This window comes from Acidobacteriota bacterium (assembly GCA_029861955.1).
Taxonomy (GTDB): domain Bacteria; phylum Acidobacteriota; class Polarisedimenticolia; order Polarisedimenticolales; family Polarisedimenticolaceae; genus JAOTYK01.
Window position 1 is genome coordinate 1 of sequence record JAOTYK010000023.1, and the last position, 23,880, is coordinate 23,880.

A 23,880-nucleotide genomic window follows, 5' to 3' on the forward strand; every position below is an offset into this window, starting at 1 on the left:
TCCGTGAAAAGGGGCCGGGGCCCGATCGAGCGGCCGATCGACGTCCCTCCCCCCATCAATATATGCCGACCGTCCCGGATGGCACGTGGCGAGCACCGAATCGGTCATCCTGCATCGATGCAGCAGCATCGGCCTCACCCCCCCCCTCAATCCCTTGACTCCCCCCCCAGGTTCTCCTATAAGAATGGTTCTTTCGACGGTTAAGACGGCACCGAGAACCCTGGGCGAGGCCGCCCGGGTCGGCACGAATCTGCAGGGGGAAGGCATCACATGAGGTTGAGTGGGCGATTTGTGATTTCAGCGCTGCTTGTTGCAGGGCTGCTACCTCTCGGAACGACTCTCGCCCAGAGTGGCGAGGACGATCAGGCAACCACCACAGACAATGCGGCTCCCATCGAACAGAAGCGCCCGTTTTCGCTCTTCGTTGCGGTCGCTGTCGGCAGCGCGGACGCCGACGAGATTGATTCGTCGATTCGAACCACGTCGGTTTCCCACACGTCGTCCATCCTCTCGATGGACAATCAGGACTACGGCCGCGCAACCCTCGGTTGGAAATTCCCCAACGACAAGGGCTCGGTGCGGCTGGTCTGGAACGGCTACAACGAGCAGGAGTACCAACTCAGCGGGGCTGGCTTTCAGAAGACCATCGATCTTTCGGCTTCCGGTGCCACGTCGCAGCCCAACGTCATCGAGGGCGCAAACTGGTGGACGCTCGACATCGTCGACGGCGTGAGCACGGCCGTTCGCAATGGCCCGCTCTGGAGTGTGGCGGCAGACGCCAATGGCGACCTCGCGGCTCAACCCGAAGAGATTACTTACGACCCGATGAATGCGTTGACGGTGACATCGACGGCACCGACCAATCTTCAGAATCGATTGCAGACCGTGGACCTCGTCTATGGCCGTGAGTTCGGGACCCGACGATTCGGATCTCGCTGGTTTGCGGGTCTCCGGTATTACAGCCTTGAAGGTTCCGTCCCCGCGACCGCCTGGCTCCTCGGTGGAGATGTGCGTGCCGGCGTCGGATTCACGGACGGTGGTGCGACCAATCTGCTGACGTTCTACAACACGTCAAGCGGCGTGGGACCCACCGTGTCGATGTCCTGGGATATCAAGTTCTTCGAGGAGAAGTTCAAGATCTTCGTCCGCGGGCAATCGACGCTCGCCATCACCAACGTTGAGGTCGAGTCTTCACCATTCTTGACCTACGTCTTTGATTCCAGTGGCTTCCTGGAGTCTGCGGACGGCATGCTGACGGAAGACCGTAGCAAGAGCACCTGGTCGAACGAGTTGGACTTCGGCTTGGCGTTCGCCTTCGAAAACGGCATCGGGCTGGAAATCGCCTATGGCATCGTCGGCATGCTGGATGCGTATCTGCTGCCCACCAACATCCGGATCCCTGCCCTCGAGATTGAGCAAGGTCAGGGTACATCGGCGATCTACAACACTCAGGACTACGTCCTGAACACGGTGCGCGCGGAACTGTCATTCCAGTTCTAGTAGCCCGCTGAGCGCTCGCCAGAACCCGGGATAGGACTTGGCGACACAGTCGCCGTCATCCAGTACGACGCCGGGAATCCGGAGCCCTGCGATGGCAAACGCCATCGCGATGCGGTGGTCACCTCTCGTCTCGATGACGGCGCCGTGAACCCGATCCGATCTCGAGTGGATGGACAACGCATCACCCTCTACGCGGGCCGTGACTCCCATTCGCGTTAGATTGTCCGCGAGCGCGTGCAGACGATCCGACTCCTTCACCCGCAGGTGGCCCAGACCCGTCAGTCTTGTCTCTCCCTCGGCGAAGATCGCGAGCGCGGCGACGGTGGGCGCGACGTCGGGGGCGTCCGTCAAGTCCCGCTCGATCGCCTTCAGGCGGTTCGGGCTAACGACCCGAACCGTCTCGTCGTGATGGTCAACCGTGCAACCCATCTGGCGAAGGACGTCCAGTAGAACCGCATCGGGTTGGTGAGAATCTTGTCGCAACCCGTCCACCTGGATCGTGCCAAGAATCGCCCCCGCGGCCAGAAAGTACGAGGCCGATGAGTAGTCCCCCTCCACGACCCAGCGGCGCGGGGAGAGGGCTCCCGGGGCGACTTGAAACACGGTGCCTGAGCGTTCGACATCAGCCCCGCACGACTCCAGCATTTCCATCGTCATGTCGACGTAGCCGCGGGAGACCCATGGGCGCGCCAGGGTCAGATGCAGTCCGTCGGGCAGGAGGCCGCCGATCATCAGGAGCGCACTGACGAACTGGCTGCTCGGCGACGCGGGCAGGGCGATGCGTCTCCCGCGGAGCGGGGCTCCGCCGATGCGCAGCGGTAGCCCGTCTCCCCCGTCCGACTCGCATCGGGCTCCCAGCGCGGTCAGGGCCTCGGTCAGTGCGGCCAGGGGACGCTGCCGCAGCCTGGGGGCTCCATCGAGTCGGCTGGGGCGCTGTCCCAGTGCCGCGACCGCCGTCAGGAACCGGCACGAAGTCCCGGACTCTCGCAGTTCGATGTTCGCTCCACCGGGGATCCGCCCGCCGGTTCCGTAAACTTCCCAACCGTCGTCGACGATCTTGCTGCGAATTCCCAGCAGCCCGAGGCCCTCTCGCGTCACCTGGCTGTCCTCGGCATCCAGCGGCTTTTCGATGAAGCTCACCCCATCCGACAGGGCCGCGAGCACGAGCGCTCTGTGTGTCGCGCTCTTGGAGGCCGGAGCGTCGCAACGTCCCTGAAGACGATGGTCGAACGTTGGAATGTGACGGGGGTCCGGCATGGTTCCCTGTAGTATGATTTTCGTATGCGCTTCTATTCTACGGGCAACGGCGTGATACGCCGTTCGTTCGTTTTTGCCTGTGTCATTGTTGCGATCACATTCGGGTCGTCGGTGGTCGCGGAGCGCAAGCTCGGCAAGGTCAATCGCTTCGCGGCCGATATGGCCGAGGGCGGCAACTGGCGCGAGGCCCAGTACCGCTGGGCGGCCCTGGAGCGCGACCACCCGGACAACCCGCGGCTGCTCGGAAACCTCGCCGTGGCTGCCGAGGCCGTCGGCGAGCGGGACAAGGCGTTCGACTACTACGAGCGCGCACTCGTCGGCGATCTCGCCGACCCCCGTCTCCTACGGAACTTTGAAGAGTTCTCAGGATTCTGGAGCCGGACGCTCGAGGACGAGACCGGTGAGGCGTTCAAGGCCCGGCTGGCAGGCATCCGATTGCCGAAACCGCGCGGTCGCAAGAAGGCGAATGCCCAGCGTGTGGAAGTCGGTCTCCCGGTCCCTCCACGACTGAAACTAGAAGGCACGGAATCGATTCTCGTCATCAGCTTCCTGACCGACGAGATGATGTTCCTGGACGTCAATCGAGAGATCGTTCGCTACCTCCGAAGTGAGCTGCGGAAGAACACACGACTCAGCGTTCTCGAGATCACACCGGCGCCTGCTGTGCCGGAACAAACCATCGAGGACCTGATTGCCAACGACGGTTTCTGGAAGTTCGTCGCCCGCGAATTTGACGCGGATATTGTCGTCTCCGGACAGATCGGTTACATGCGTGAGGACGTCTCGGGTTTCCGTGAAGTTGACCGTACCAATCCCAACACCGGTCAGAAGGTTCGGCGTACCGAGTTCGTCGATCAAGAAGAGTTCGGATTTGGACTCGATCTCTTGTTCATGAACGGGAAAGACGGATCTCTCCTGATCCGCGATAAAGTCCGTCGCAAGATCCGCTATACGGGAAGTCAGAATGACCCGATCACGGCGTTCTATGAGATGAGCGAATCGATGACCGGAGATATTCTTTCAATCGTCAATACACAACGCCGGCCTTCCGCGCGTTTCATCTTCAGAGACTAGATGGGCCTACGCGAACGCAGCTCTATTTCCGGGAGACACCTGATGAAGCAATCGCCCCAACGCTGGTTCGTCCTCTTATTGGCGCTGCTGTTTTACGTCCCGACGTTCGCCCAATTCGGGCAGAACAAGATCAGCTACGAGAATTTCGACTGGCACGTCTACGAATCGCCCCACTTCGACATCCATTACTACCCGTCTCAGGAGCCGTTCCTCGAAGACATCGTCTCCTATGTCGAGAGCGCCTACCTGAAGATCAGCAAGGACCTGGATCACGAGTTGCGTTTCCGCGTCCCGCTGGTGATCTACAAGACCCACGGTGAGTTCGGACAGACCAACATCACCCTCTCCGAAGTCCCCGAAGGCGTTGCGGCGTTCGCGGAACCGGTCCAGTACCGAATGGTCCTGCCGATCGACGGCGCCCCCGACAAACTACAGAAGCTGATCTCTCACGAACTCGTTCACATCTTCGAGTACTCGATATTCTACGAGGGCTACCTCGGTCGCGCGCTTCGATCCAATCCACCGACCTGGATCATGGAAGGACTAGCCTCCTATCTCGCCGACGACGAAGACAACCTCGACCGCATGGCGATTCGCGATGCGGTCGTCAACAACGTTCTACCCCCGCTCCAGGCCTTGAACGTGGTCACCTACCTGACCTATCGCTACGGTCACGCCGTCTTCGATTTTATCGAACAAGAACATGGCATCGAGGGGCTGCGGAGCTTCCTGTTTGAGTTCAAGAAGGTCTTGCTGAGTGGAAACATCGATCGAGCGATACGCGAGTCGTTCGGGTACGACATCGACGAGTTCAACCGTCGCTTCAATCGATACCTCCGAAAGAAGTACTTCCCGGTCCTCCTGGAAAAGAAGGCGCCCGACGAGTACGGAACGGAGATCGGACAGCGTCGCAACCCCGTCACGCTCTCCCCCGCCCTCTCGCCGTCCGGCGAGTTGATCGCGGCCCTCGCGGCACCCAAACAAGAACTGGACCTGGTCATCATCTCTGCGGAAGACAGCAAGATCCAGCGCAACCTGACGAAGGGTTGGACCAGCCGTTACAAGAATCTCGTTGCCAACGCGTTCGAGGGTAAGCGCGACCTGAGCTGGGCACCGGATAGCGACCGCATCGCGGTGTTCGCACGAAAAGAAAACCGCTGGCCATTGCTGATTTTCAATGCCCTGAACGGCAAGATGCTTCACAACATCGATCTCGACGATATCTTCGAGTGCTCGAGCCCCGCGTTCTCTCCGGATGGACGCCGGATCGCTTTTGAGGGCAACCGCAACGGTGTGGTCGATCTATTCGAGTACAACCTCGATACCGGAGCGATCGTCAACCTGACACAGGATGATTTCTTCGACGCAAACCCGTGGTATTCCACCGACGGAAGCTCTCTTCTCTACAACCGCAGAATCGGAGAACACTGGAAGATCTTCGCGGTCGACCTTGCCGATTCATCGAAGAAGACACAGTTGACGTTTGGGGTCCATAGCGATCTTCAACCGTCCTACACACGGGACGGCACCTCGATCCTGTTTTCCTCGGACCGCGGGGGCTACGGAGTATTCAATGTCCACACGCTGGACCTCGCGACAGGCGACGTGAGTCAGTACACCGACGTCGTAGGTGGCACGTTCGGGCCGGTCGAGATGTCGCCACGCGACGACGATCGTTTCATCGTCTTTAACGCGTACTTCGAGGGCCGTTTCCGTCTCTACCGAATGCCGCTCAACGCGCCCGAGCTGGTAACCGCGGCGTCCGATCGACTGTCTGCCGATGACGAGGCCGAACCCTTCGTCCCGGAATTACAGCTCAGTGTCGACGAGAACAAGAAGGCGCCCTACAAACTGAAATGGGATCTCGAGGCTCCCGGTTTCGGAGTGGGAGTGACCGGTGACGGCACATTCCTGGCCGACGCCACGATTCAGTTTACCGATCTACTCGGCAACCATCGCATTTCGATCGGCGCCCAGTCAGTCGCCAATTTTGCCAGCTACAACGCGACCTATGTCAACCGACGGAATCGTTACAACTGGGGTGGCCAGGTCTATGACTTTCGCGATTTCTTCGTTGACCAATCGACCGGCGAACGGATCGAGCGGCAGTACAGTCAGACCGGGGCCACGGCATTCATCCAGTACCCGGTGAGTCGTCACTTTCGTGTTGAAACGTCCGGTGGCTACCTGAATGCGTCGTTGAACCGGCTCGCCCAGAACTCCATGACCGGGCAGTTCGGTTTCATCGAGCAGGACGACTCATTCGCGATGGTCGAGGCCGCGATCACCCACGACACCGCTCGCTACCAGGGTTTCGGCCCGTTCCAGGGACAGCGATTCCGACTCGACGTGCGACAGGGATTTCATCTGTCCGGTGATTCGGACGGTGATCTCACGGAGTTCCGTCTGGACTATCGTCGCTACAAGCAGCTGACTCGACGCACGTTGTTGGCTCTTCGACTGGCGACGATCTACAACACCGGGGATAACGAGTACACCTACGGGTTCGGCGGACTCAACCAGCTCCGCGGCTGGGAGTATCGAGAGTTCTTCGGATCCCGGCTCGCATTCGCCAACTTCGAGTATCGCTTCCCGTTGATCGATGAGCTGCGGTTCCCGTTCCTGGCGCTGCAGCAGATTCGCGGGATGGCGTTCTTCGATGTCGGTGCGGCATGGTTCCCCGATGACCTCTATTACGACCCGGACCTCCGGATGATCCGCGCCGACCTTACGCAGACACCGATCCCGTTCGACTTCTGGGACTCGGAGAACGACCAGTTTCAGGATGCCCGAGCCAGCTACGGGTTCGGCTTCCAGTTCCTGTTCATCGGCAACCTACAGTTCAACTGGATCTGGGCCAAGCGCCTCGACTTCACCCAGTACTGCGCGTCCGGCGTCATCGACGCTTGCGTCTTCGATGGGTTGACGCCGCTGGAGAAACGCGACGGCGATACCCGTGGGACCCGGATGGAGTTCTACATCACCTACGACTTCTGATGAACGAGTGGGTCGATGTCGGGCCGGTTGACGAGTTCCCCGCAGGGCGGGGGCGCGCAGTCGATGTCGATGGAACACGGGTCGCCGTGTTTCGCATGCCCGACGGTTGGTACGCGATCCGCGATGCTTGTCCTCATAGTGGCGCATCCCTGGCCGACGGAAAGCTCAAGGGTCTGATGGTCACCTGCTTCTGGCACGGCTGGCAATTCCACATCGGCACCGGCAAGACACCCGATCACAGCAATTTCTGTGCTCGGGTCTACGGGATCGGCGTGGCGGAGGGACGTGTCCGCTTGCGGCCACCGGACGAACCGAAGCCGGAGCCCAAAGAAGACGATTGGGTCAAGTGGGACGATTCGTTCTTGAAGAAGCCGGACTAGAAACGATGGCGGGCCGCAAACCACGACCCCGCGACGCCAACGACCAGCCCCAACAGGACGAGCCCCAACACCCAGCCGGACGAGACCGGCTGCGCACAGAACAATCGCAGTAGCGGTAGCGACGCGCGGGTCGAGTAGGACAGGACGAACTGTCGAACGATCTCCACGACCAGCAGTGCCATGACCCCGCCACCCAGCCCAAACCAGCTACCGGCGACAAGGAATGGGCCCCTCACGAATGCGGGAGTCGCACCGACCAACTGCATGATCTCGATCTCGTCCCGGCGCGCGTAGACCGCAAGTCGCAGTACACTCGACACCACAAAGACCACCGCCGCCAACACGACGCCCACGAGGACGATGCCGGCCAGCCGTGCCACCCGCAACATGGATTCGAGACGTGCGATCCAGTCTCGATCGAACCTGAGGTCATCCACGGCGACGTGGGCTCCAAATGAATCGGCGATCGAAACACCGATCGCCTCGGTATCCTGATCCGACCGGAGATAGACCTCGAGCGACGCCGGCAGTGGATTGTCGTCCAGCTCACCGATCAGTTGCGCCATTTCGCGGGACCACTCGTGGTAGCGCGATAGCGCCTCGTCCTTGCTGACGTGCAGCACACGCTCGACACCCGGAGTCACTTTCAGTTGTGACTGAAGCTCCGCGATCGCCTCCGCTGCGGCGTCATCGCGTAGAAAGACGTCGATCCGGATCTCCGACTGGAGTTGGTCCACATGGCGGCCGACATTCGTGATGACCAGCACCGCGAGACCCGCAACGAACAGCGACGCCGTCAGGGTGGCCGCGGCAAGGAGGTTGACCGCGGGGCTGTGACGCATCTCGTCCCACGCGTCGGTGACGAAGAACAGCCAGTGTTGGACAAGTCGATTCATCATCCGGTCCTGTCCACATCGACGACTCGACCGCCATCCAGGATGATCGTTCTGCGTTGCATGCGGCGGATCAGGTCTCGATCGTGGGTGGCGACCACGACCGTCGTCCCGCGGGCGTTGATTTCACGGAACAATCGCATGGTCTCGACGGCCAGATCGGGATCCAGGTTTCCCGTGGGCTCGTCGGCCAGCAGAATATCGGGCTCACAGACGATCGCTCGAGCGATGGCGACACGCTGCTGCTCGCCCCCGGAGAGGGCGCGCGGGTAGACGTTGAGGCGGTGGTTAAGCCCCACACTCCGCAAAGCGTTGTAGGCCCGGCGACGCTGTTCGGCACGAGAATGCCCGGCGACGTTAAGGACGTAGGCGACGTTTTCCAGCGCATTCTTGCGGGCGATCAACTTGAAGTCCTGGAAGACGACCCCCATCGAGCGTCGCAACTCGGGGATCTTGCGGTCCGGCAGCGCGCCGACGTTCCGACCGGCGACGAAGATGTTCCCCTCGCTGGGACGCTGCTGACGTAGGAGCAGTCTGAGGAGCGTCGTCTTGCCGGCTCCCGAAGGCCCCGTGACGAAGACGAACTCGCCCTTCTCGACTTCCAGGGTGACGCCGCCCAACGCGGCGACTTCGCCACTGAATCGCTTGTGCACGTTGTGCAGGCGGATCACGACAACTCCTCGTCCATCACCCCTCGACGAAGGCCTTGAGGACGGGGCACATCATAGCCGACGCTCAGCGTGAGCGTCGGCTATGTCTATTCTTGGGGATTCTTATCTGAAGATCAGAAGTCGCGGTTCACGAGGACGTCGTGCGCCAGCATCCCGTCGGACTCGTTCAATACGATCTCCAGCGGCTTTTCCTTGACCTTCAATCGGAACGACTCCTCGGGGCTGTTGAGGATAATTCGACTGCCGTACTTCTCACCCTTGCGAGCCTCGACGACTAAGTCCACAACACCACGGTAGTGCGCGCCCTCGACGACATCCATCTCTCGCTGACTGCCAATGACAATGCGTTGCTTGACCGTTCCCTCGATCAACCACTCTCCGTCCTCGGCCTGTCGCACGTCGTAGTTCAGAGCGAACTGCGGAATCCCGACTCCCCGGATCCACTGATCAAAGAACCACTCCAGGTCAACGTTGTAGGCGTTGCCCTGGGGATCGAGGCCACCGAAGGCCTTCTCAGCCGCCAGCTGAATGTCGCGGGTCACGATCTCGCGTTTTTCGGCCAACTCCAGGGAGAACTGCTTCAGAGCCGGGAAGAACTTCTCGTCGCCAAAAGTCTCCCGAAGCATGTGAAAGACCATCGGGCCCTTGCTGTAGAGCGCCGATTGGTATGAGCCGAAGCCGTCTTCACCGGGCCACATGGGGGTGGCTTCCTGGACGCTGGCCTTCACGCGACTATCGAGGACGGTGGTCCGCCATTCGGCGACCTGCTGGTCGTAGGCTTTCTGCCCGTAGACCCGCTCCAGGTAGATTGCGGAGAAGTACTCGGCCAACGTTTCGACAAACCAGTAACTGCGGTCGTTCTTGTTGGAGACCGAAGAACCCCACCACTGATGGCCTACCTCGTGGGCGGTCACAGACTTTACGAACTTGGTTGTGCCGGTTCCTCCACCTCTCGCGGCCAGCATACCCTCACCGCGAAAGACCGGCGATCCGAGATAGATCAATGAACTCGGTGCCTGACCGTAGAGGGCCGGCGAGGGATCGTTGACCAGATTCAACTCACCGTACGGGTAGTCGACCCCGGAGATATCCTTGTAGATATCGATGGAGACGGCCGCCTGGGTAGCGATCGGTCGCAACTGTTTCGTACGAATATCCCAGTCGGTCAGGCTGACCTCGTCCACATGGACGTTGACGGGGACCGTGGTGCCGTCGATCTTGCTGGCCTTATACTTGTCGCCCGTGTCATCCGAGAAGTACTTACCGAAGATGATGGACGGGAAGACGACGGGGCTCTCGGCGGACCAATGGCTGGTACGAACCCCGCCGCTAACGCTCTCTTCCATCTTTTGGCCGATACCAAGAATCTTGTACTGCGACGGTGTCCGAATCGTCAATTCGAACTCTTCGATGAAATCGCCGAAGCGAACAAACGGCATCCAGCCAAATCGAGCCAGCTGGGAGAACGCGACGTTGTACTTGCGAATCGCGCGGGTGGCGAAGTCCATCGTTAGGTAGACGGTCTCCCCGGCCTTGACCGTCTCAGGAAAGATAACGAGGCCACCGAAGGCACCTGTCTTGATCCAGGTCATGTCCTTGCCATCCATCTGAACGGCGTTGACCTGAAGGCTGGGGCGCCTGAAGTTGGTGTCATCGCCACGCGGGGCGTTTGCAATGAAGAATTGAAGTTCGCGAAGATCGTCCTTGACGGTAACCCCGAACTCAATCTTCGCTTTGACCCACTCCGGATCATCAATACCTGCGTCTACCTCTCCCTTGACGCTGTAGATCTCGTACTCACGGTTGGCGATGTCGTCCCGTTGCTCGAGGTCGTAGGCCGAGGTGTTCTTTAGCGTCTCTTCGGTGTAATAGCCGAAGATCGAACCACGGATCGCCGCGGCGTCGATCTGGTCGCCCGTTATGACAAAAAACTGCACCTCGTATCCGTCAAGATTGTCGTACGCGATACCGACGCCATCGTCGTCGTTACGAAATGCGAGCGCGTTGTAGAAATGATGTGAATCGCGGTCGAGGCGTCTGAAACCGTGGAAGGGATTATCGTTAAATCTCTCGTTCCAGTCCTTGTTGAATTTGTCCACACGACGCTTCATTGCAGAATTCATGCTGGCGGGCTCGGTCTTGACGGACGACGACCGTGCCTCCGCGGCGATCCGCTCCAGCCCCTTGAACGATGACGTGAGGATTTCGTCGCAGGTCTCCCCATCACACTGGAACGCCAAGAACTCCGGATCGAAGACCAACTCGACGCCGTGATCGCCTTCGAGAATCTCCTTCAGGGTGTGGTACTGGTGCGCGGGCTGGATGAGCTCTAAATGCTCGGGCAGCGTGTACTCGTACATGAGACTGTCGCTCGCGATGCCGACCTGATTAACCTCTTCGTTGAAGTAAAACTCACAAACGTGGCCAGGTCCCGACGACATCTTCATCCCCTCGCGATCGAACGCGAAGCTGCTGAACGGGTAGCAGCTGTACCCGCGCGAGCGGTAGAGGGCCGTATAGGTGTCCTCGATCAACTCCTCGCGGACCGACACCTTGGCGCTGCCCTCGACATCGAGGATCATCCGAATGCGTTCGGTCTGCATCGAAGTCTCGAACGCGGTATCGATCTGGACGGTCGCCGCATAGGTCGTGTCATCGACCTTCTCGAAACGGCTCGAGTAGGCACCACGCTTGAACCGCTTGCCTTGCGCGTTCTTCTGACCGACGGCTTCCTTGATTCGATCCTGCAGCTTGTAGGTGATGGCCGTCTTGAGTGGACCGGGAATCTCGGAGTCACCCGACTCGCCCGCGGCACGGGCCGGTGCGGGCAGCAGCATCACGGTCGCCAGAAGCGCGACCGCCGGCATCAAGGCTCCGAAGTTACGGATTGCATTCCTCATCCCGATCTCTCCTCATGGACTGGATATCTTCTTTTGACGATAGCGAACGGGGGGACACACGCCTCCCGTCAACTGATACGAACGATTCTAGCGCGGGTTCCGCTCGAGGGCTAAAGCCTAGGAATCCGAATAGAACCGGGTCTGCCCCCGCACCATCTCCTGGAGCGACGCGGCCGGGCGGAATCGCTCGCCGTGGGCGTCGGCCAGTCGAGAGAGGCGATCGGCGACGATCGGGATTCCCACGGCGTCGGCGTGGCGCAGGAGGCCACCACGGAACGGCGGGAAACCCGTGCCCATCACCATGGCGACATCGAGATCCCGTGGCTCGCGGGCAACCCCCTCCTGCATGCAGAGGGCGGACTCGTTGACCATCGCCAGGACCATCCGCTCCTGGAGCGTCTCGGGAGGCAGCTCCATGACCGTGGGAGATCCGGCCAGATCGTAGACCTCTCGATCCGGGACGGTTCGCTTGCCGGCTCGATAACGGTAGAAGCCCTTGCCGTTTTTCTGACCCAGCCGACCGGACGCCACCATACCGGCCAGCAGGCCATCGTCTTCACCCAGGCGACGACCGAACGCCTCCCGCAATACCTCTCCCACGTGCTGAGAGGTGTCGAGGCCGACCTGATCCATCAGGGCGAAGGGTCCCATCGGCATGCCGAAAGCGGTCATCGCCTTGTCGGCTGCCTCGATCCGGACGCCCTCGCGAAGCATGCGTAGGGCCTCGAACAGATAGAGCGTCAAGATCCGATTGACCAGGAAGCCGGGGCCGTCCTTGACCAACACCGGCACCTTGCCCAATCTACGAGCAAACGCGTGAGCGGTGGCGATAGCCTCCGGAGAACTGAAGGTACCCGCGATGACCTCGACGAGTGGCATCCGGTGTACGGGATTGAAGAAGTGCAGACCGACCACTCGCTCGGGACGTCGGGCGCTTGTCGCGATTTCGCTGATCGGGATCGAGGATGTATTGGTTGCGAAGACCGCCCGCTGGTTCAGCTGCTCTTCGACCGCGGCCAGTACCTGTCGCTTGATGTCGAGATTCTCGACGACGGCCTCGACGACCAGATCCACATGTCGGAGTCCCGTGTCGTCCGTCGTCGGCGCGATGAACGCCATCCGTTGCGACATCTCGCGTGGCGTGATCCGGCGACGCTTCAACTGTTTTTTCCAGACACCGGAGGCGGTTTGCAGTGCCGTCAGGATCGCGTCGTAGCGGAGGTCTTTCAGGCGAACCGGTATCTCACGGTCGGCGATCAGCTGCGCGATCCCACCTCCCATGATGCCGGCGCCCACGACGGCCGCCCGATGGACCCGTTGCGGTACCGCTCGAACTCCCTCGAGGTCCCCCTTGATCGCCGTTTGCGATTTGAACAGCCAGATCAGATTCTTCGAGGTAGGGGTCGGGACCAGTTCCCCCACGATCCGCGCCTCGAGATCGAGGCCTTTCGGTAGCGGCTCGGTGATCGCCGCCTCGATCGCCTCGACGGCTCTGAACGGTGCCGGGTAGTTCCGCGGCTCGACGCGTGCTTTGGTCTTCTTGCGAGCCTGATCCAGGACATAGTTGCGTAGGGGGGTGATCCCCTCGACGGCCCGCTCGACCATCGGTCGACGCTTGCGATAACGGCCTTGAACGCGACTGACACCGTCGTTGATCGCCTGCTGGAGCAGTTTAAGACCCTCACGCTCGAGGTATTCGTCCGGAACCACCATGTCGACGAGACCGATCTTTCGTGCACGACGGGCGTCCAGTTGCTTTCCGGTCATGATCACATCGAGGGCCGCCATCATGCCGACGAGACGCGGCAGTCGTTGGCAACCGCCAAACCCGGGAATGATTCCGATCTTCACTTCGGGCAACCCGATCCGAGTCCTCCGCCCGCGACCCGCGATGCGAAAATCGCAGGCGAGGGCAAGTTCGGTGCCGCCGCCGACGCAGGCACCGCCGATCGCCGCCAATGTCGGTTTACCGAGATCGGCAATCCGTTGGAACACCGACTGCCCGAAGCGTGCCGCTTCCGCAGCCTTGTACGCGTCGCTCACCTGCGCGATCTGCTCCATGTCCATCCCGGCGATGAACATGCCGGGCTTCGAGCTGGCGAACATGACCGCGCGTACCTCGTCGCGGTTCTTCACGGCATCCAGGAGCTCGCCCAGAGCCTGGAGCAGCCCCTGGCTCAGCAGGTTGACCTTGGTCTCCGGCATCTCGAAAACCAGACGCAGGATGCCGTCCGCATCGAGCCGTTCGGAGACTCCGTAAGGTTCCAACATGCTATGTGCCCCGCTCGAGTACGATCGAACCACCCTGGCCACCGCCGACACAGAGGGTCACCAGACCCAACGAGGCGTCACGCCGAGCCATCTCATTCAACATCGTCAGGACAAGTCGCCCGCCCGTCGCGCCGACGGGATGCCCGTAGGCGATCGCGCCACCATTGACGTTCAGACGTTCCGGGTCGATATGACCCAGGGGGCCAGTTCCCAGATGGGTCTCGCAGAAGGGTCTGGATGCCATCGCCTTGAGGCAAGCGAGGACCTGAACCGCGAAAGCCTCGTTGATCTCGACGAGGTCCATGCGATCCAGTGGAAGACCTCCGGCACGCTGAAGGGCGATCGGCGTCGAGAGAGCGGGGCCAAGTCCCATTCTCGCCGGGTCGCAACCTGCAAATGCCCAGGAACGAATCGTACCGAGAATCGGTGCACCGAGTTGTCGTGCGCGTGCCCGAGACGCAAGGACGAGTGCCGCGGCGCCATCGGTAATCTGTGACGAATTCCCCGCAGTCACCGTTCCGAACTTTCGATCGAAAAACGGGCGCAGCTTGGCCAGCGCCTCGATGGTCTGGTTCTCGCGAATCCCGTTGTCTCGCTCGACCGCCTTCTTGAACCGGGGGCCGCATGGAACCGGAACGACCTCATGATCCATGAGGCCATTGGACCAGGCGGCCGTCGAGCGCTGATGACTGCGCAACGCAAACGCGTCCTGTTCACCACGTCCGATCTGGAATTCCCGGGCGAGGTTCTCGGCCGTCTGCCCCATGTTCAGGCCTGAAATCGGGTCGGTCAGCCCAAGCATCAACCCCACCAGGGGCTTGAAATGACGGGGTCGGAAGCGACCGAAGGCCGCCAACTGTGCCAGGAGGCCTTTCGCACGGGATACCCCACCCCAGACCTGCTGGGCCTCCTGAGAGAACAGGAGCGGGATCTGTGACATCGACTCGACGGCACCGGCGACAACGATATTCGCGTGACCCGACTGGATCCGATAGGCCGCCTCGACGATTGATTCGAGACCTGAGGCGCAATTCCGATTGACGGTGAACGCCGGCACGTGCTCCGGCACCTTCGCCATCAGCGAGATGACCCGGGCGATGTTCGCCGCATCCGCCGGGCCGGCGATATTTCCGACGACGACCTCATCGATCGTACGGGGATCGAGGTCTGCGCGCTCGATGGCCTCTCGGACGGCGATACGGCCGAGTTCGACCGCAGAGGTGCCTGCGAGCAGACTGCCGGCCTTGACGAACGGAGTCCGCACGCCGGAGATCACCACCACATCACGATCGGATGACAACATGGTCAAGCGTCTTCCTTCGCGCCGTCTGCTTCACGGCTGATGCCGTAGGATTCGAGTTTCTTATACAGGTTGGAACGGGGAGTCGAGATCGCCTTGGCCGTCCCGGCGATATTCCACTGATTGGCGCGAAGCTTGTCCACGAGAAACGCCCTCTCCGCCGAGTCCTTGAACTCCTGCAACGTCGAATCCCGATACGAGACCGGCAGGTAGTCTCCTGTCGATGCCGAAGCCGACTCTCCCAACGCCATCCCCAGCCCCGCGGGCAAGTCCGCAACCTCGACCGGGTCTCCGGTCGTCATGATAATCAATCGCTCGATAGCATTGCGCAACTCGCGAACGTTGCCCATCCACGGAAGTCGAGAAAGCTCTCGCAACACTTCGGGCGAAAACCGACGCGGGCGATAATTATTTTCCCTGCAATACTGCGCCGCGAGATGCTCGACAAGCAGTGGAACATCTTCCGCGCGTTCCCGCAACGGTGGTAGCTCGAGTGGAATCACGTTGAGACGGAAGTAGAGGTCCTCGCGGAACTTCTCCTCGCGGATCTCCGTCAGGAGGTCCTTGTTGGTGGCGGCCACCACCCGAACGTCGACGGTGACCGTCTTCGCTGCCCCAACCTGCTCGATGTCGCCATCCTGCAATACGCGTAGGACCTTGGCCTGGGTCTTGAGGCTCATGTCACCAATCTCATCGAGGAAGATCGTGCCTCCCTGTGCGCGAACGAACTTCCCGACCTGATCCTTCACGGCGCCGGTAAACGACCCCTTCACGTGGCCAAACAGCTCCGATTCGATCAACTCCTCGGGAATCGCGGCGCAGTTGACCTGAACGAACGGTTTGTCGGCACGGTCGCCGTTTCGATGAATTGCGCGGGCCACGAGCTCCTTACCGGTCCCGGACTCGCCGGTGATCAACACGGAGGCCCGGGTCGGCGCGATCTTGGCAACCGACTGTCGGATCCTGTCCAGGGCCTCGGACTCGCCGACCAGCTGGAAGCGCTCCTCGTACTCGAGTTCGAACTCGCGAACCTGACGGGTCAGCCGACCATGCTCCAGCGCGTTGCGAAGCACCAGCAAGACTCGCTCGCGCTCCAGGGGCTTCTCCATGAAGTCGAATGCGCCAAGACGCGTCGCCTCCACCGCGGTACTGATCGTGCCGTGGCCCGAGATCATGACGACCGGCGTCTGCGGCCTGGTCTCGCGGAGACGTGCAAGAACCTCGAGGCCATCCATCCGCGGCATCTTGATGTCCAGGAGGACGGCGTCCGGATGGTCGTGCTCGACGCGTTCGAGGGCCTCGGGGCCCGTGGCGGCCTCGAGCATGGTCATCTTCTCGTATTCGAGGATCATCCGAAGCGATGAGCGGATGTCCTCCTCATCGTCGGCTACGAGAATGCGCGGTGCGACAGGTTGGCTCATCGACGGAAGTTTTTAGGTTGCAATGCACCTGCAGGATAACACAGGGCAACACACCTGTTGGCTCTCTCGACGGGACGTCAGTCGGGAACCCGCAGGAAGATCGAAAACCCGCTGCCGTTGACAACGGCCCCGAGACGGATCGATGTGCCCGGCTCCAGACTCTCTGCGATCGCCTGCCATTCCTCGACGCTATCGACCTGGGTCCCGTTGATCGAAATGATGACCATCCCGCGACGCAGTCCCTTCTCGAAGGCCTGCGAATCCACCTCGACACGCGAAACCGTGACGCCGGACACGCCCCCGTCCCGCAGCTCGTCCTTAAGATCACGAACCGCGAAGCCCAGACCCTCGAATTCGCGCTCCGGCTCGGCACGACGCGGCTCGGGACGCCGGTTGTTACCCGCGCGCAGACCCTCGTCACGATCCGCCAGACGGACCTCGAGCTTCCGCAACTTGCCGTCTCGAAGAACGTCGAGCTTCACCGTCTCGTCGGGGCGAATCGATGAGATCTGCCAGATCAGGTCGGAGTTGTCCCTGATGCTCACTCCGTTGACCTTGCGTACGATGTCGTCACGCCTGAGACCTGCGTCATCGGCGGGTCCGTTCTCGACGACTTCGTCGATCAGGACCCCTTCGGCCGTGTCCAGGTCGAAGTAATCCACGACCTCCTCGGTGATCCCCTCGGCCGCCATTCGGATGCCGATGTAACCCCTTCGGACCTCGCCGTACTCTCGAAGCTGATCGATGACCAGCCGCACATGATTGATGGGGAGTGCGAACCCGATGCCTTCGGCAAAGTTCGAGCGACGAATCGCCGTATTGATTCCAATGACGTTTCCGGCACCATCCAGCAGCGGGCCACCGGAGTTGCCGAAGTTGATCGCGGCGTCGGTTTGGATAAACCGCGCGACGCCCTCGTCGGTGCCACTGATCGGCACGCGTCGTCCCTTTGCGCTGACCACGCCTGCGGTCACCGTGTGTTCGAAGTCGAGCGGATTGCCGATGGCGAGAACCCACTCACCGACTCGCATCGCGTCTGAGTCCCCGAGGGGCAAGGTCGGCAGGTAATGGTCCCCGGCGTCGATCTTGAGCAGGGCCAGGTCGATCGACGGATCGGAGCCCACGACCTCGGCGTCATACGCGCGTCCGTTCTCGAGGGAGACCCGAATGCGGGCGCTGTTCTGAATCACGTGGTGATTGGTCAATACGTAGCCGTCGGTCGAGATGATGAATCCCGAACCCTCACCGATGCTGGGTTCCGCATCCCCTTCGGGGGTGGGCTGACTGAAGAAGCGACGAAGAAACTCCTCGGGGTCGCCGCGACCGTGGGGGTTTTCCTCGTCCCCATTCAGTTCCGTCCGTTCGTTGACCCGAGTCGTGGTGACCCCGACGACCGCCGGGATGGATCGCTCTACGACGTCCGCGAAGTCCGGGCCGGCAACCTTGCCGGTATTCGCAGGGGCCAGCTGAATCGGTTGGTGACTCGGGGCGGCATGGGCCACCGGCGGTGCGTTCAACTTCCCACCGACGATCACACCGAACACGATGCTGATCCCGATGACCAGGAGAAGTGAAAGAAATCCGAGGGAGCCCTTGTTCATCGTCCCGACCTCCGCGCCCCTAACTAACCTGATCCGTTCTCGTCTCAGCGGGCGGTGGCAACAGTTCTGCAACTTTCGACCGCAACGTACAGACATCGACCGGCTTATCCAATACTACATCTACGGAAAGCACGGCCGCACGTTCGCGCACATCTTCATTAAGGAATGCGGAGATGAGGATGCAGCGTGCCCGACACCCCAGATTCCGCAGTTCGGCCAGCAGCGTCAGTCCGTCGATGGCCGGCATCTTGTAATCCAGCAGCAGAAGGTCGGCCTTGACTCCCCGATCGGCCTCGCCAAGTAATCGCCGCGGGTCGTCGTAGTAGTGCGCCTCGTAGCCGGCGCGGCGAAGGACCCGTCGATAGGTGGCCAACACCGACGGATCGTCGTCGACGACCAGCACCCGACCCACGGAATTCCGCACGCTACCCATCATTCCCTACCAAAGAGCAAATCGCGTGCCGACGCGCCCGAGACGATAGGCCCCCAGAAAGGCGAATCGGGGTCTCCGATCCACCGTCATCGTGACGGGCTGCGTCAAACTGACGCGGAATCGCGGGGTTACTCATCGACCTCACCCTGCATCCGATAGTCTTTGAGTTTGCGTTGGAGCGTTCGTAATCCGATGCCCAGCATCTCGGCCGCCTGGGTTCGATTGCCACCGGTCTTGTCCAACGCCCTTAGGATCGCCTGCCGCTCGATCTCGTCCATCGTCGTCGGTTCATCCTCGTCTGTAGACGGCGGACCCTCGGTCCCCGACCGGTCGACCCGCGCTGCGCTGTCCGGCGTTCCTCGATACTCGTCCGGGAGGTCGCCGATCTCGATAACGTCGCCCGGTGTCAGTACCACCAGACTCTCGACCACGTTGCGGAGTTCCCGGACGTTGCCCATCCACGGTTGTTTCACGAGGGCCCGTAGGACCTCCGGGCTGAATTTCATCAACGAACGATTGTTCTCGCGGCAAAACGAGTCCAGAAATGCCTGGGCCAGGAGTGGAACATCGCCCTCGCGGTCTCGCAGCGGCGGGATACGAATCGTGACGACCTTAAGCCGATAGTAGAGATCGTTGCGAAACTTGCCGTCGTCCACCATCTGTTCGAGGTCCTGGTTGGTGGCGGCGATCAATCGAATGTCCACTCGGATTGTCTCGCTCCCCCCGACACGCATGAACTCGCGTTGTTCCAGAACTCGCAGCAGTTTCACCTGCATGTCGATCGGCAGTTCCCCTATCTCGTCGAGAAACAGGGTGCCTCCATCCGCGAGTTCGAACTTCCCGAGTTTGCGACCGGTCGCGCCGGTAAACGATCCCTTCTCATGACCGAACAACTCGGACTCGAGAATCTCCGCAGGGATCGCCGCACAATTGATCGGCAGAAATCGTCCTTTGCTTCGTGGCGAGTTTTCGTGGAGCGCGTTCGCGACCAGTTCCTTGCCGGTGCCGGACTCGCCCGTGATCATGACGTTCGCCCGTGATTGCGAGACGAGTTCCATCTGGCGGAACATCGCCTCTATGGCCTTGGAACGACCGATCAATTTCCCGAATTTCTCGAACAGTCTCGACTCGAGTTCGTCGACACGCCGCGACAGCATGCGTTTCTCAACGATCGCGGACGCCCGCTTTCTCAGCTCGAAGAGATCCACGGGCTTGGTCAGAAAATCGTCCGCGCCGTTCTTCATGGCGTCGACTGCGGACTCGACGCTGCCGTGTCCGGTGATCATCAACACGCCGATTTCCGGCGCGATCTGGCGCGACTCGCGAAGTACGCCGAATCCATCGAGACCCGGCATCATGAGATCCGTCACGATCAGCGCCGTATCCGCATGTTCCCGTAGATGAATGAGCGCCGGCTCCGCCGAGGAGAACGCGGTCACCTCGTATCCGATACGGCTGAGCCCACGGGTCAGGCTACGACGATTGCCGTCCTCGTCCTCGATGAGTATGACCTTGATCTTTTCGCTCATTCTCAGGATGTACCCGCCGGATCCGTGTCCGAATTCATAGTATCAGCGATACCTGCAAGCCTCTTGAACTCGACATCGTCGATAACTTCGATGCCCAACTCGATGGCCTTTTTCAGTTTCGATCCCGCCTCTGAACCAGCGATGACAAGGTCGGTCTTCTTACTGACTCTGCTTGTCGTCTTGCCGCCGAGAGCCTCAACCCGCTCGGCCGCCTCTTTCCGACCGATACCGGACAACGTTCCGGTCAACACAACGGTCTTGCCCAGGAACGGCGAGTCTGTCGGCGAATCGCCGGGTAGTTCCTCGTCGAGGGCGGTGACGTTGACCCCGGCCGCGATGAGTCGCTCGAGAAGATCCCGATTCTCCGAGGTCGCGAAGAACGAACGTAGCGCCTCGGCGGTCTTCGGTCCAACGTCCTCGATCGCCTCGAGCAGATCGGCGTCGGCCCGCGCGATCGCATCCAGCGATCCGAATTCCCTTGCGAGTAGACGCGCCGATCGCTCGCCGACCTGTCGGATTCCCAATGCAAACAGGAGTCGGAACAGGGGTCGCCGACGTGATTCGTCGATCTGCGTCAGGACGTTTGCGGCGGACTTCGCGCCCATGCGCTCCAGTCCCGCAAGCCGTTCCGCTTGCAGTCCGTACAGATCCGATACGTCCTTCACCCATCCGTCGCTGACCAGTTGGTCGACGAGTGCGTCGCCCAGGCCCTGAATGTCCATTCCGGACCGCGAAACGAAGTGCAGGATCCGTTCTCGTTGCTGAGCCGGGCAGGCGATATTCGAGCAGTACGTGGCCGCTTCGCCCTCCGTGCGCTCGACTGGCGCACGACAGATCGGGCACGCGGTAGGCATCTCGAACCGACCGGAGCCTTCCGGACGCTTCTCCGTGACGACCTTGACGACCTGCGGAATGATCTCACCGGCCTTCTCCACGAAGACGGTGTCTCCAACCCGAACGTCCTTTCGACGGATCTCGTCCGCGTTGTGAAGGGTCGCCCTGGAAACGGTGGTCCCCGCCAGGAGGACGGGTTCGAGTTCCGCGACCGGGGTCAACTTCCCCGTCCGCCCGACCTGAACGGTGATTCCACGAACGAGGGTCGTCGCCTGCTGTGCGGGATACTTCACCGCAATGGCCCAGCGCGGGAACTTGGATGTCTGCCCGGCCTGTTCGCGGAGCTCGAGTTCGTCGACCTTGACCACGAGTCCGTCGATCTCGTATTCGAGGGAGTCGCGATCGTCACCTAGTTTCGTGAATCGCGTCTCAACCTCTTCGAGGGAATGACAGACTCGGTTACGTGGATTGGTCTGGAATCCAGATTCCTCCAACCAGGCCAACGCCTCGGAGTGACGCGGAGGCATCGTGCCTGTGCGATCCGCCAGCGCGTAGAAGAAGCAATCAAGTTTGCGCTCGGCAGTCGCACGTGCGTCGAGCAGTCGGACCGACCCCGCCGCAGCGTTGCGAGGATTGGCAAACGGAGCGAGGTCGTTCTCCAGTCGCTTCACGTTCAGCTCGAGAAATGCGGAACGCGGCATGAATATTTCGCCACGGACTTCCAATCTCGCAGGTGCATTCTCGATCGTCGACGGCACGGCCGCAATCGTCGCGACATTGTCGGAGACATCTTCGCCGGTCAGCCCGTCGCCACGGGTCACCGCACGCACGAACTTGCCGTCTGCGTAATGGATGGCGATCGAGAACCCGTCGACCTTGGGCTCGGTGAAGAACGTCGGTGTCATGCCGTCCGGTAGAGCCCGCGAGAGGCGTCGCTCCCAGGCCTGCAGCTCCTCGCGCCCGAATGCGTTGTCCAGTGAAAGCAGGGGTATCTGATGACGGAAGACGGTCTTTCCCGCGGCCGGGGCGCCACCGATCGTTTGAGTCGGAGAGTCCTTCGCAGCGATCTCCGGATGTTGAGCTTCGAGCTCTTTCAGCTCGATTTCCAGCGCGTCGTACTCGGCGTCTGCGACCACCGGATCGTCATCGACGTAGTAACGTCGTCGGTGATCCGTGATCTGCCTTCGAAGATCCTCCATGCGCTTGAGAACCGGGTTGGCGTCGTCTTTCCGGCTCAACGTCTATCCCTGGGCGTCGCGCGTCGCCGAGACTGACGCTGACGTCTCGGAAGGTGGATCGAGAACTTGGCTCCCCGGCCCATCTCGCTTTCGAGATCGATCCTTCCGCCGTGACGCTCGACGATCTGTCGTGCGATCGGTAATCCGAGCCCCGTACCGCCGCCCCGGCTGGAGTAGAACACGTCGAAGATCCGCTCCTGGGCCTCTGCGGGTATGCCCGGTCCATCGTCCTCGATCTCGATCACGGCATCCCCCGCCGATCCGGCGCGTGTACGAACCGTGACGGTCCCGCCGGGATCAAGGACCTGACGTGCGTTTACGAGGAGGTTCATCAACGCCTGCTTGAACTGGGCCGCGTCGATGACGACGTTCGGCAACAGTGGCTGAAACTCGGTGTTCAGGGCGACTTCGCTCTGCCGGAAGTCCACCGCGAGGAATCGTACGACCTCCTGCAGCATCTCGTTCAGATCTTGTGGCTCGAGTTGCGGCGATGCCGGACGTGCGTACGCGAGGAAGTTGTTGACCAGCCGCTCGAGCCGCTTGATCTCACTCTTGTTGGACTCGACGAGCTCGTGAAACTCCTGTTCCTGCGCCTTGGGAATCTCCCCAAGTTCCTCCTCGAGCATCTGCAGGTTCATGTTCATCGCGTTCAGCGGGTTCCGGATTTCATGGGCCAGCCCCGACGCCAGCAACCCGACGTAGGAAGCGCGTGACGCCGATTGCCGGGCCTGTTCCAACTCACGATTGCGGCGGATCAAGTTCAATACGTAGAACAACCCCGAGACGAGGAGGCCGATCGCGAGGGACGCGGCGATCGCCACCTTGATCTGGAGCGATCGTCTAAGACGGATCCACTCCTGCAGGAGCGGGTCGGCGGCCACCGCCACCAGGACATCGCCCTCGCTACGCCCCAGCGGTGCGCGGATCACACGATCGACGGCCGCCGGCCAGTCCGACGGCACCGTCACCGGCGTCCCGACCGGAAGTTCTCGCACCTGGGGGGGCTGCTGGACGAACAGCTGCTGGACCCCGAATCGATCCCGGACTTCGACGGAGCGGATCGGGAGACCCCGGCCGAGGCGTTGGTGGATGAAGTCCTCCAGCGGTCCTCGGTTGTCCCGGACCCGCTGGAAGTTGATCCCACCGGATTCTCGTCCGAATCGGAGGACCAGATCGCTGATGGTCTGGGCCTCCCGCTGGGCGATGGTGGTCCCGGCGGTCCAGACGCTGAGGCTCAATTCCCGGAACGCCAGCCCCGACGCGATGAAGACGATGATGGAGAGCAAGATGCCAAAAACCAGAAAAGCCCGGGTTGTTTCGCTCCAAAAAGCGAAAGCAGGGCGAAGATCGGTAGAATTTGCTGACCTGTCCGAAGCCACGGCGCTCCCTGTTCTCCCATGAGGGCAGGCTATTTTACCTTTTTCGAGCCGCTGCACAGGCACCGCAAGAGGTTACCCTGGGTCGGACCCGCAGTTGACCATCGGCCCCACCCAGGGTAAACCTTATAAATATGAGTGAGATGTGGCTTCCGACAGTGATCGACAGACGAGGCTACCAGGGGTTTCGGTCCATTCTGGGGAG

General features: G+C 61.1%; 16 protein-coding genes. 4 read left to right on the forward strand and 12 right to left on the reverse strand.

Translation table 11 applies throughout. The features are described from left to right. Nucleotides 1-270 precede the first annotated feature (270 nt). Nucleotides 271-1,500, forward strand: coding sequence for a hypothetical protein (locus OES25_12050; protein ID MDH3628367.1), 1,230 nt, complete (start codon nt 271-273; stop codon nt 1,498-1,500). Here OES25_12050 and aroA read toward each other — a convergent pair. After that, a complete protein-coding gene (gene aroA, locus OES25_12055; protein MDH3628368.1) occupies nt 1,486-2,757 on the reverse strand; it encodes a 3-phosphoshikimate 1-carboxyvinyltransferase in 1,272 nt (423 codons plus the stop codon). The genes OES25_12050 and aroA overlap by 15 nt on opposite strands. Nucleotides 2,758-2,781: 24 nt before the next feature. Here aroA and OES25_12060 point away from each other — a divergent pair, with 24 nt between their 5' ends. From OES25_12060 to OES25_12070, 3 genes are read left to right on the forward strand one after another with little or no spacing between them, the layout of a single operon-like run. Next, nucleotides 2,782-3,831, forward strand: a complete 1,050-nt coding sequence (locus tag OES25_12060) for a tetratricopeptide repeat protein (GenBank protein MDH3628369.1) — start codon at nt 2,782-2,784, stop codon at nt 3,829-3,831. 42 nt (nt 3,832-3,873) lie between these two features. Beyond that, nucleotides 3,874-6,828: a hypothetical protein gene (locus tag OES25_12065; protein MDH3628370.1), complete on the forward strand. Its 2,955-nt coding sequence runs from the start codon at nt 3,874-3,876 to the stop codon at nt 6,826-6,828. Further along, nucleotides 6,828-7,208, forward strand: coding sequence for a Rieske 2Fe-2S domain-containing protein (locus OES25_12070; protein ID MDH3628371.1), 381 nt, complete (start codon nt 6,828-6,830; stop codon nt 7,206-7,208). Before OES25_12065 ends, OES25_12070 begins: the two co-directional genes overlap by 1 nt. On the opposite strand, the gene OES25_12075 is transcribed toward OES25_12070, so the two are convergent. The 11 genes from OES25_12075 to OES25_12125 all read right to left on the reverse strand — a co-directional run bounded on the left by OES25_12075 (nt 7,205) and on the right by OES25_12125 (nt 23,585). Beyond that, the gene (locus tag OES25_12075; GenBank protein MDH3628372.1) at nt 7,205-8,107 is read right to left on the reverse strand and encodes a permease-like cell division protein FtsX; all 903 of its coding nucleotides are present in this window, start codon (nt 8,105-8,107) and stop codon (nt 7,205-7,207) included. The genes OES25_12070 and OES25_12075 overlap by 4 nt on opposite strands. Next, nucleotides 8,104-8,772 carry a cell division ATP-binding protein FtsE gene (ftsE, locus tag OES25_12080; GenBank protein ID MDH3628373.1) on the reverse strand — a complete coding sequence of 223 codons (669 nt, stop codon included), beginning with the start codon at nt 8,770-8,772 and terminating at the stop codon, nt 8,104-8,106. Before ftsE ends, OES25_12075 begins: the two co-directional genes overlap by 4 nt. A gap of 113 nt (nt 8,773-8,885) precedes the next feature. After that, a complete protein-coding gene (locus tag OES25_12085; GenBank protein ID MDH3628374.1) occupies nt 8,886-11,672 on the reverse strand; it encodes a M1 family aminopeptidase in 2,787 nt (928 codons plus the stop codon). Nucleotides 11,673-11,789: 117 nt separating this feature from the next. Next, nucleotides 11,790-13,943: a 3-hydroxyacyl-CoA dehydrogenase NAD-binding domain-containing protein gene (locus OES25_12090; protein MDH3628375.1), complete on the reverse strand. Its 2,154-nt coding sequence runs from the start codon at nt 13,941-13,943 to the stop codon at nt 11,790-11,792. Between the two features lies 1 nt (nt 13,944). Continuing rightward, a complete protein-coding gene (locus tag OES25_12095; GenBank protein ID MDH3628376.1) occupies nt 13,945-15,246 on the reverse strand; it encodes a thiolase family protein in 1,302 nt (433 codons plus the stop codon). Nucleotides 15,247-15,248: 2 nt separating this feature from the next. Continuing rightward, a complete protein-coding gene (locus OES25_12100; protein MDH3628377.1) occupies nt 15,249-16,664 on the reverse strand; it encodes a sigma-54 dependent transcriptional regulator in 1,416 nt (471 codons plus the stop codon). Nucleotides 16,665-16,741: 77 nt separating this feature from the next. Further along, nucleotides 16,742-18,265: a trypsin-like peptidase domain-containing protein gene (locus OES25_12105; protein MDH3628378.1), complete on the reverse strand. Its 1,524-nt coding sequence runs from the start codon at nt 18,263-18,265 to the stop codon at nt 16,742-16,744. A 19-nt stretch (nt 18,266-18,284) separates the two neighbouring features. Continuing rightward, the gene (locus tag OES25_12110; protein MDH3628379.1) at nt 18,285-18,689 is read right to left on the reverse strand and encodes a response regulator; all 405 of its coding nucleotides are present in this window, start codon (nt 18,687-18,689) and stop codon (nt 18,285-18,287) included. Between the two features lie 137 nt (nt 18,690-18,826). Further along, nucleotides 18,827-20,227, reverse strand: a complete 1,401-nt coding sequence (locus OES25_12115; GenBank protein MDH3628380.1) for a sigma-54 dependent transcriptional regulator — start codon at nt 20,225-20,227, stop codon at nt 18,827-18,829. A gap of 2 nt (nt 20,228-20,229) precedes the next feature. Then, nucleotides 20,230-22,299 carry an NAD-dependent DNA ligase LigA gene (ligA, locus tag OES25_12120; GenBank protein MDH3628381.1) on the reverse strand — a complete coding sequence of 690 codons (2,070 nt, stop codon included), beginning with the start codon at nt 22,297-22,299 and terminating at the stop codon, nt 20,230-20,232. After that, on the reverse strand, nt 22,296-23,585 hold the full coding sequence (locus OES25_12125) for an ATP-binding protein (protein ID MDH3628382.1): 1,290 nt from the start codon (nt 23,583-23,585) through the stop codon (nt 22,296-22,298). Before OES25_12125 ends, ligA begins: the two co-directional genes overlap by 4 nt. Nucleotides 23,586-23,880: the final 295 nt, after the last annotated feature.

Bases quoted from the DNA above. Each gene is read 5' to 3' on its own strand.
- OES25_12050 (MDH3628367.1), top strand. From the start codon at position 271: ATGAGGTTGAGTGGGCGATTTGTGATTTCAGCGCTGCTTGTTGCAGGG.
- OES25_12065 (MDH3628370.1), top strand. From the start codon at position 3,874: ATGAAGCAATCGCCCCAACGCTGGTTCGTCCTCTTATTGGCGCTGCTG.
- OES25_12070 (MDH3628371.1), top strand. From the start codon at position 6,828: ATGAACGAGTGGGTCGATGTCGGGCCGGTTGACGAGTTCCCCGCAGGG.
- OES25_12095 (MDH3628376.1), bottom strand. From the start codon at position 15,246: ATGTTGTCATCCGATCGTGATGTGGTGGTGATCTCCGGCGTGCGGACT.
- aroA (MDH3628368.1), bottom strand. From the start codon at position 2,757: ATGCCGGACCCCCGTCACATTCCAACGTTCGACCATCGTCTTCAGGGA.
- OES25_12100 (MDH3628377.1), bottom strand. From the start codon at position 16,664: ATGAGCCAACCTGTCGCACCGCGCATTCTCGTAGCCGACGATGAGGAG.
- OES25_12115 (MDH3628380.1), bottom strand. From the start codon at position 20,227: ATGAGCGAAAAGATCAAGGTCATACTCATCGAGGACGAGGACGGCAAT.
- OES25_12085 (MDH3628374.1), bottom strand. From the start codon at position 11,672: ATGAGGAATGCAATCCGTAACTTCGGAGCCTTGATGCCGGCGGTCGCG.
- OES25_12075 (MDH3628372.1), bottom strand. From the start codon at position 8,107: ATGATGAATCGACTTGTCCAACACTGGCTGTTCTTCGTCACCGACGCG.
- OES25_12060 (MDH3628369.1), top strand. From the start codon at position 2,782: ATGCGCTTCTATTCTACGGGCAACGGCGTGATACGCCGTTCGTTCGTT.
- OES25_12105 (MDH3628378.1), bottom strand. From the start codon at position 18,265: ATGAACAAGGGCTCCCTCGGATTTCTTTCACTTCTCCTGGTCATCGGG.
- OES25_12090 (MDH3628375.1), bottom strand. From the start codon at position 13,943: ATGTTGGAACCTTACGGAGTCTCCGAACGGCTCGATGCGGACGGCATC.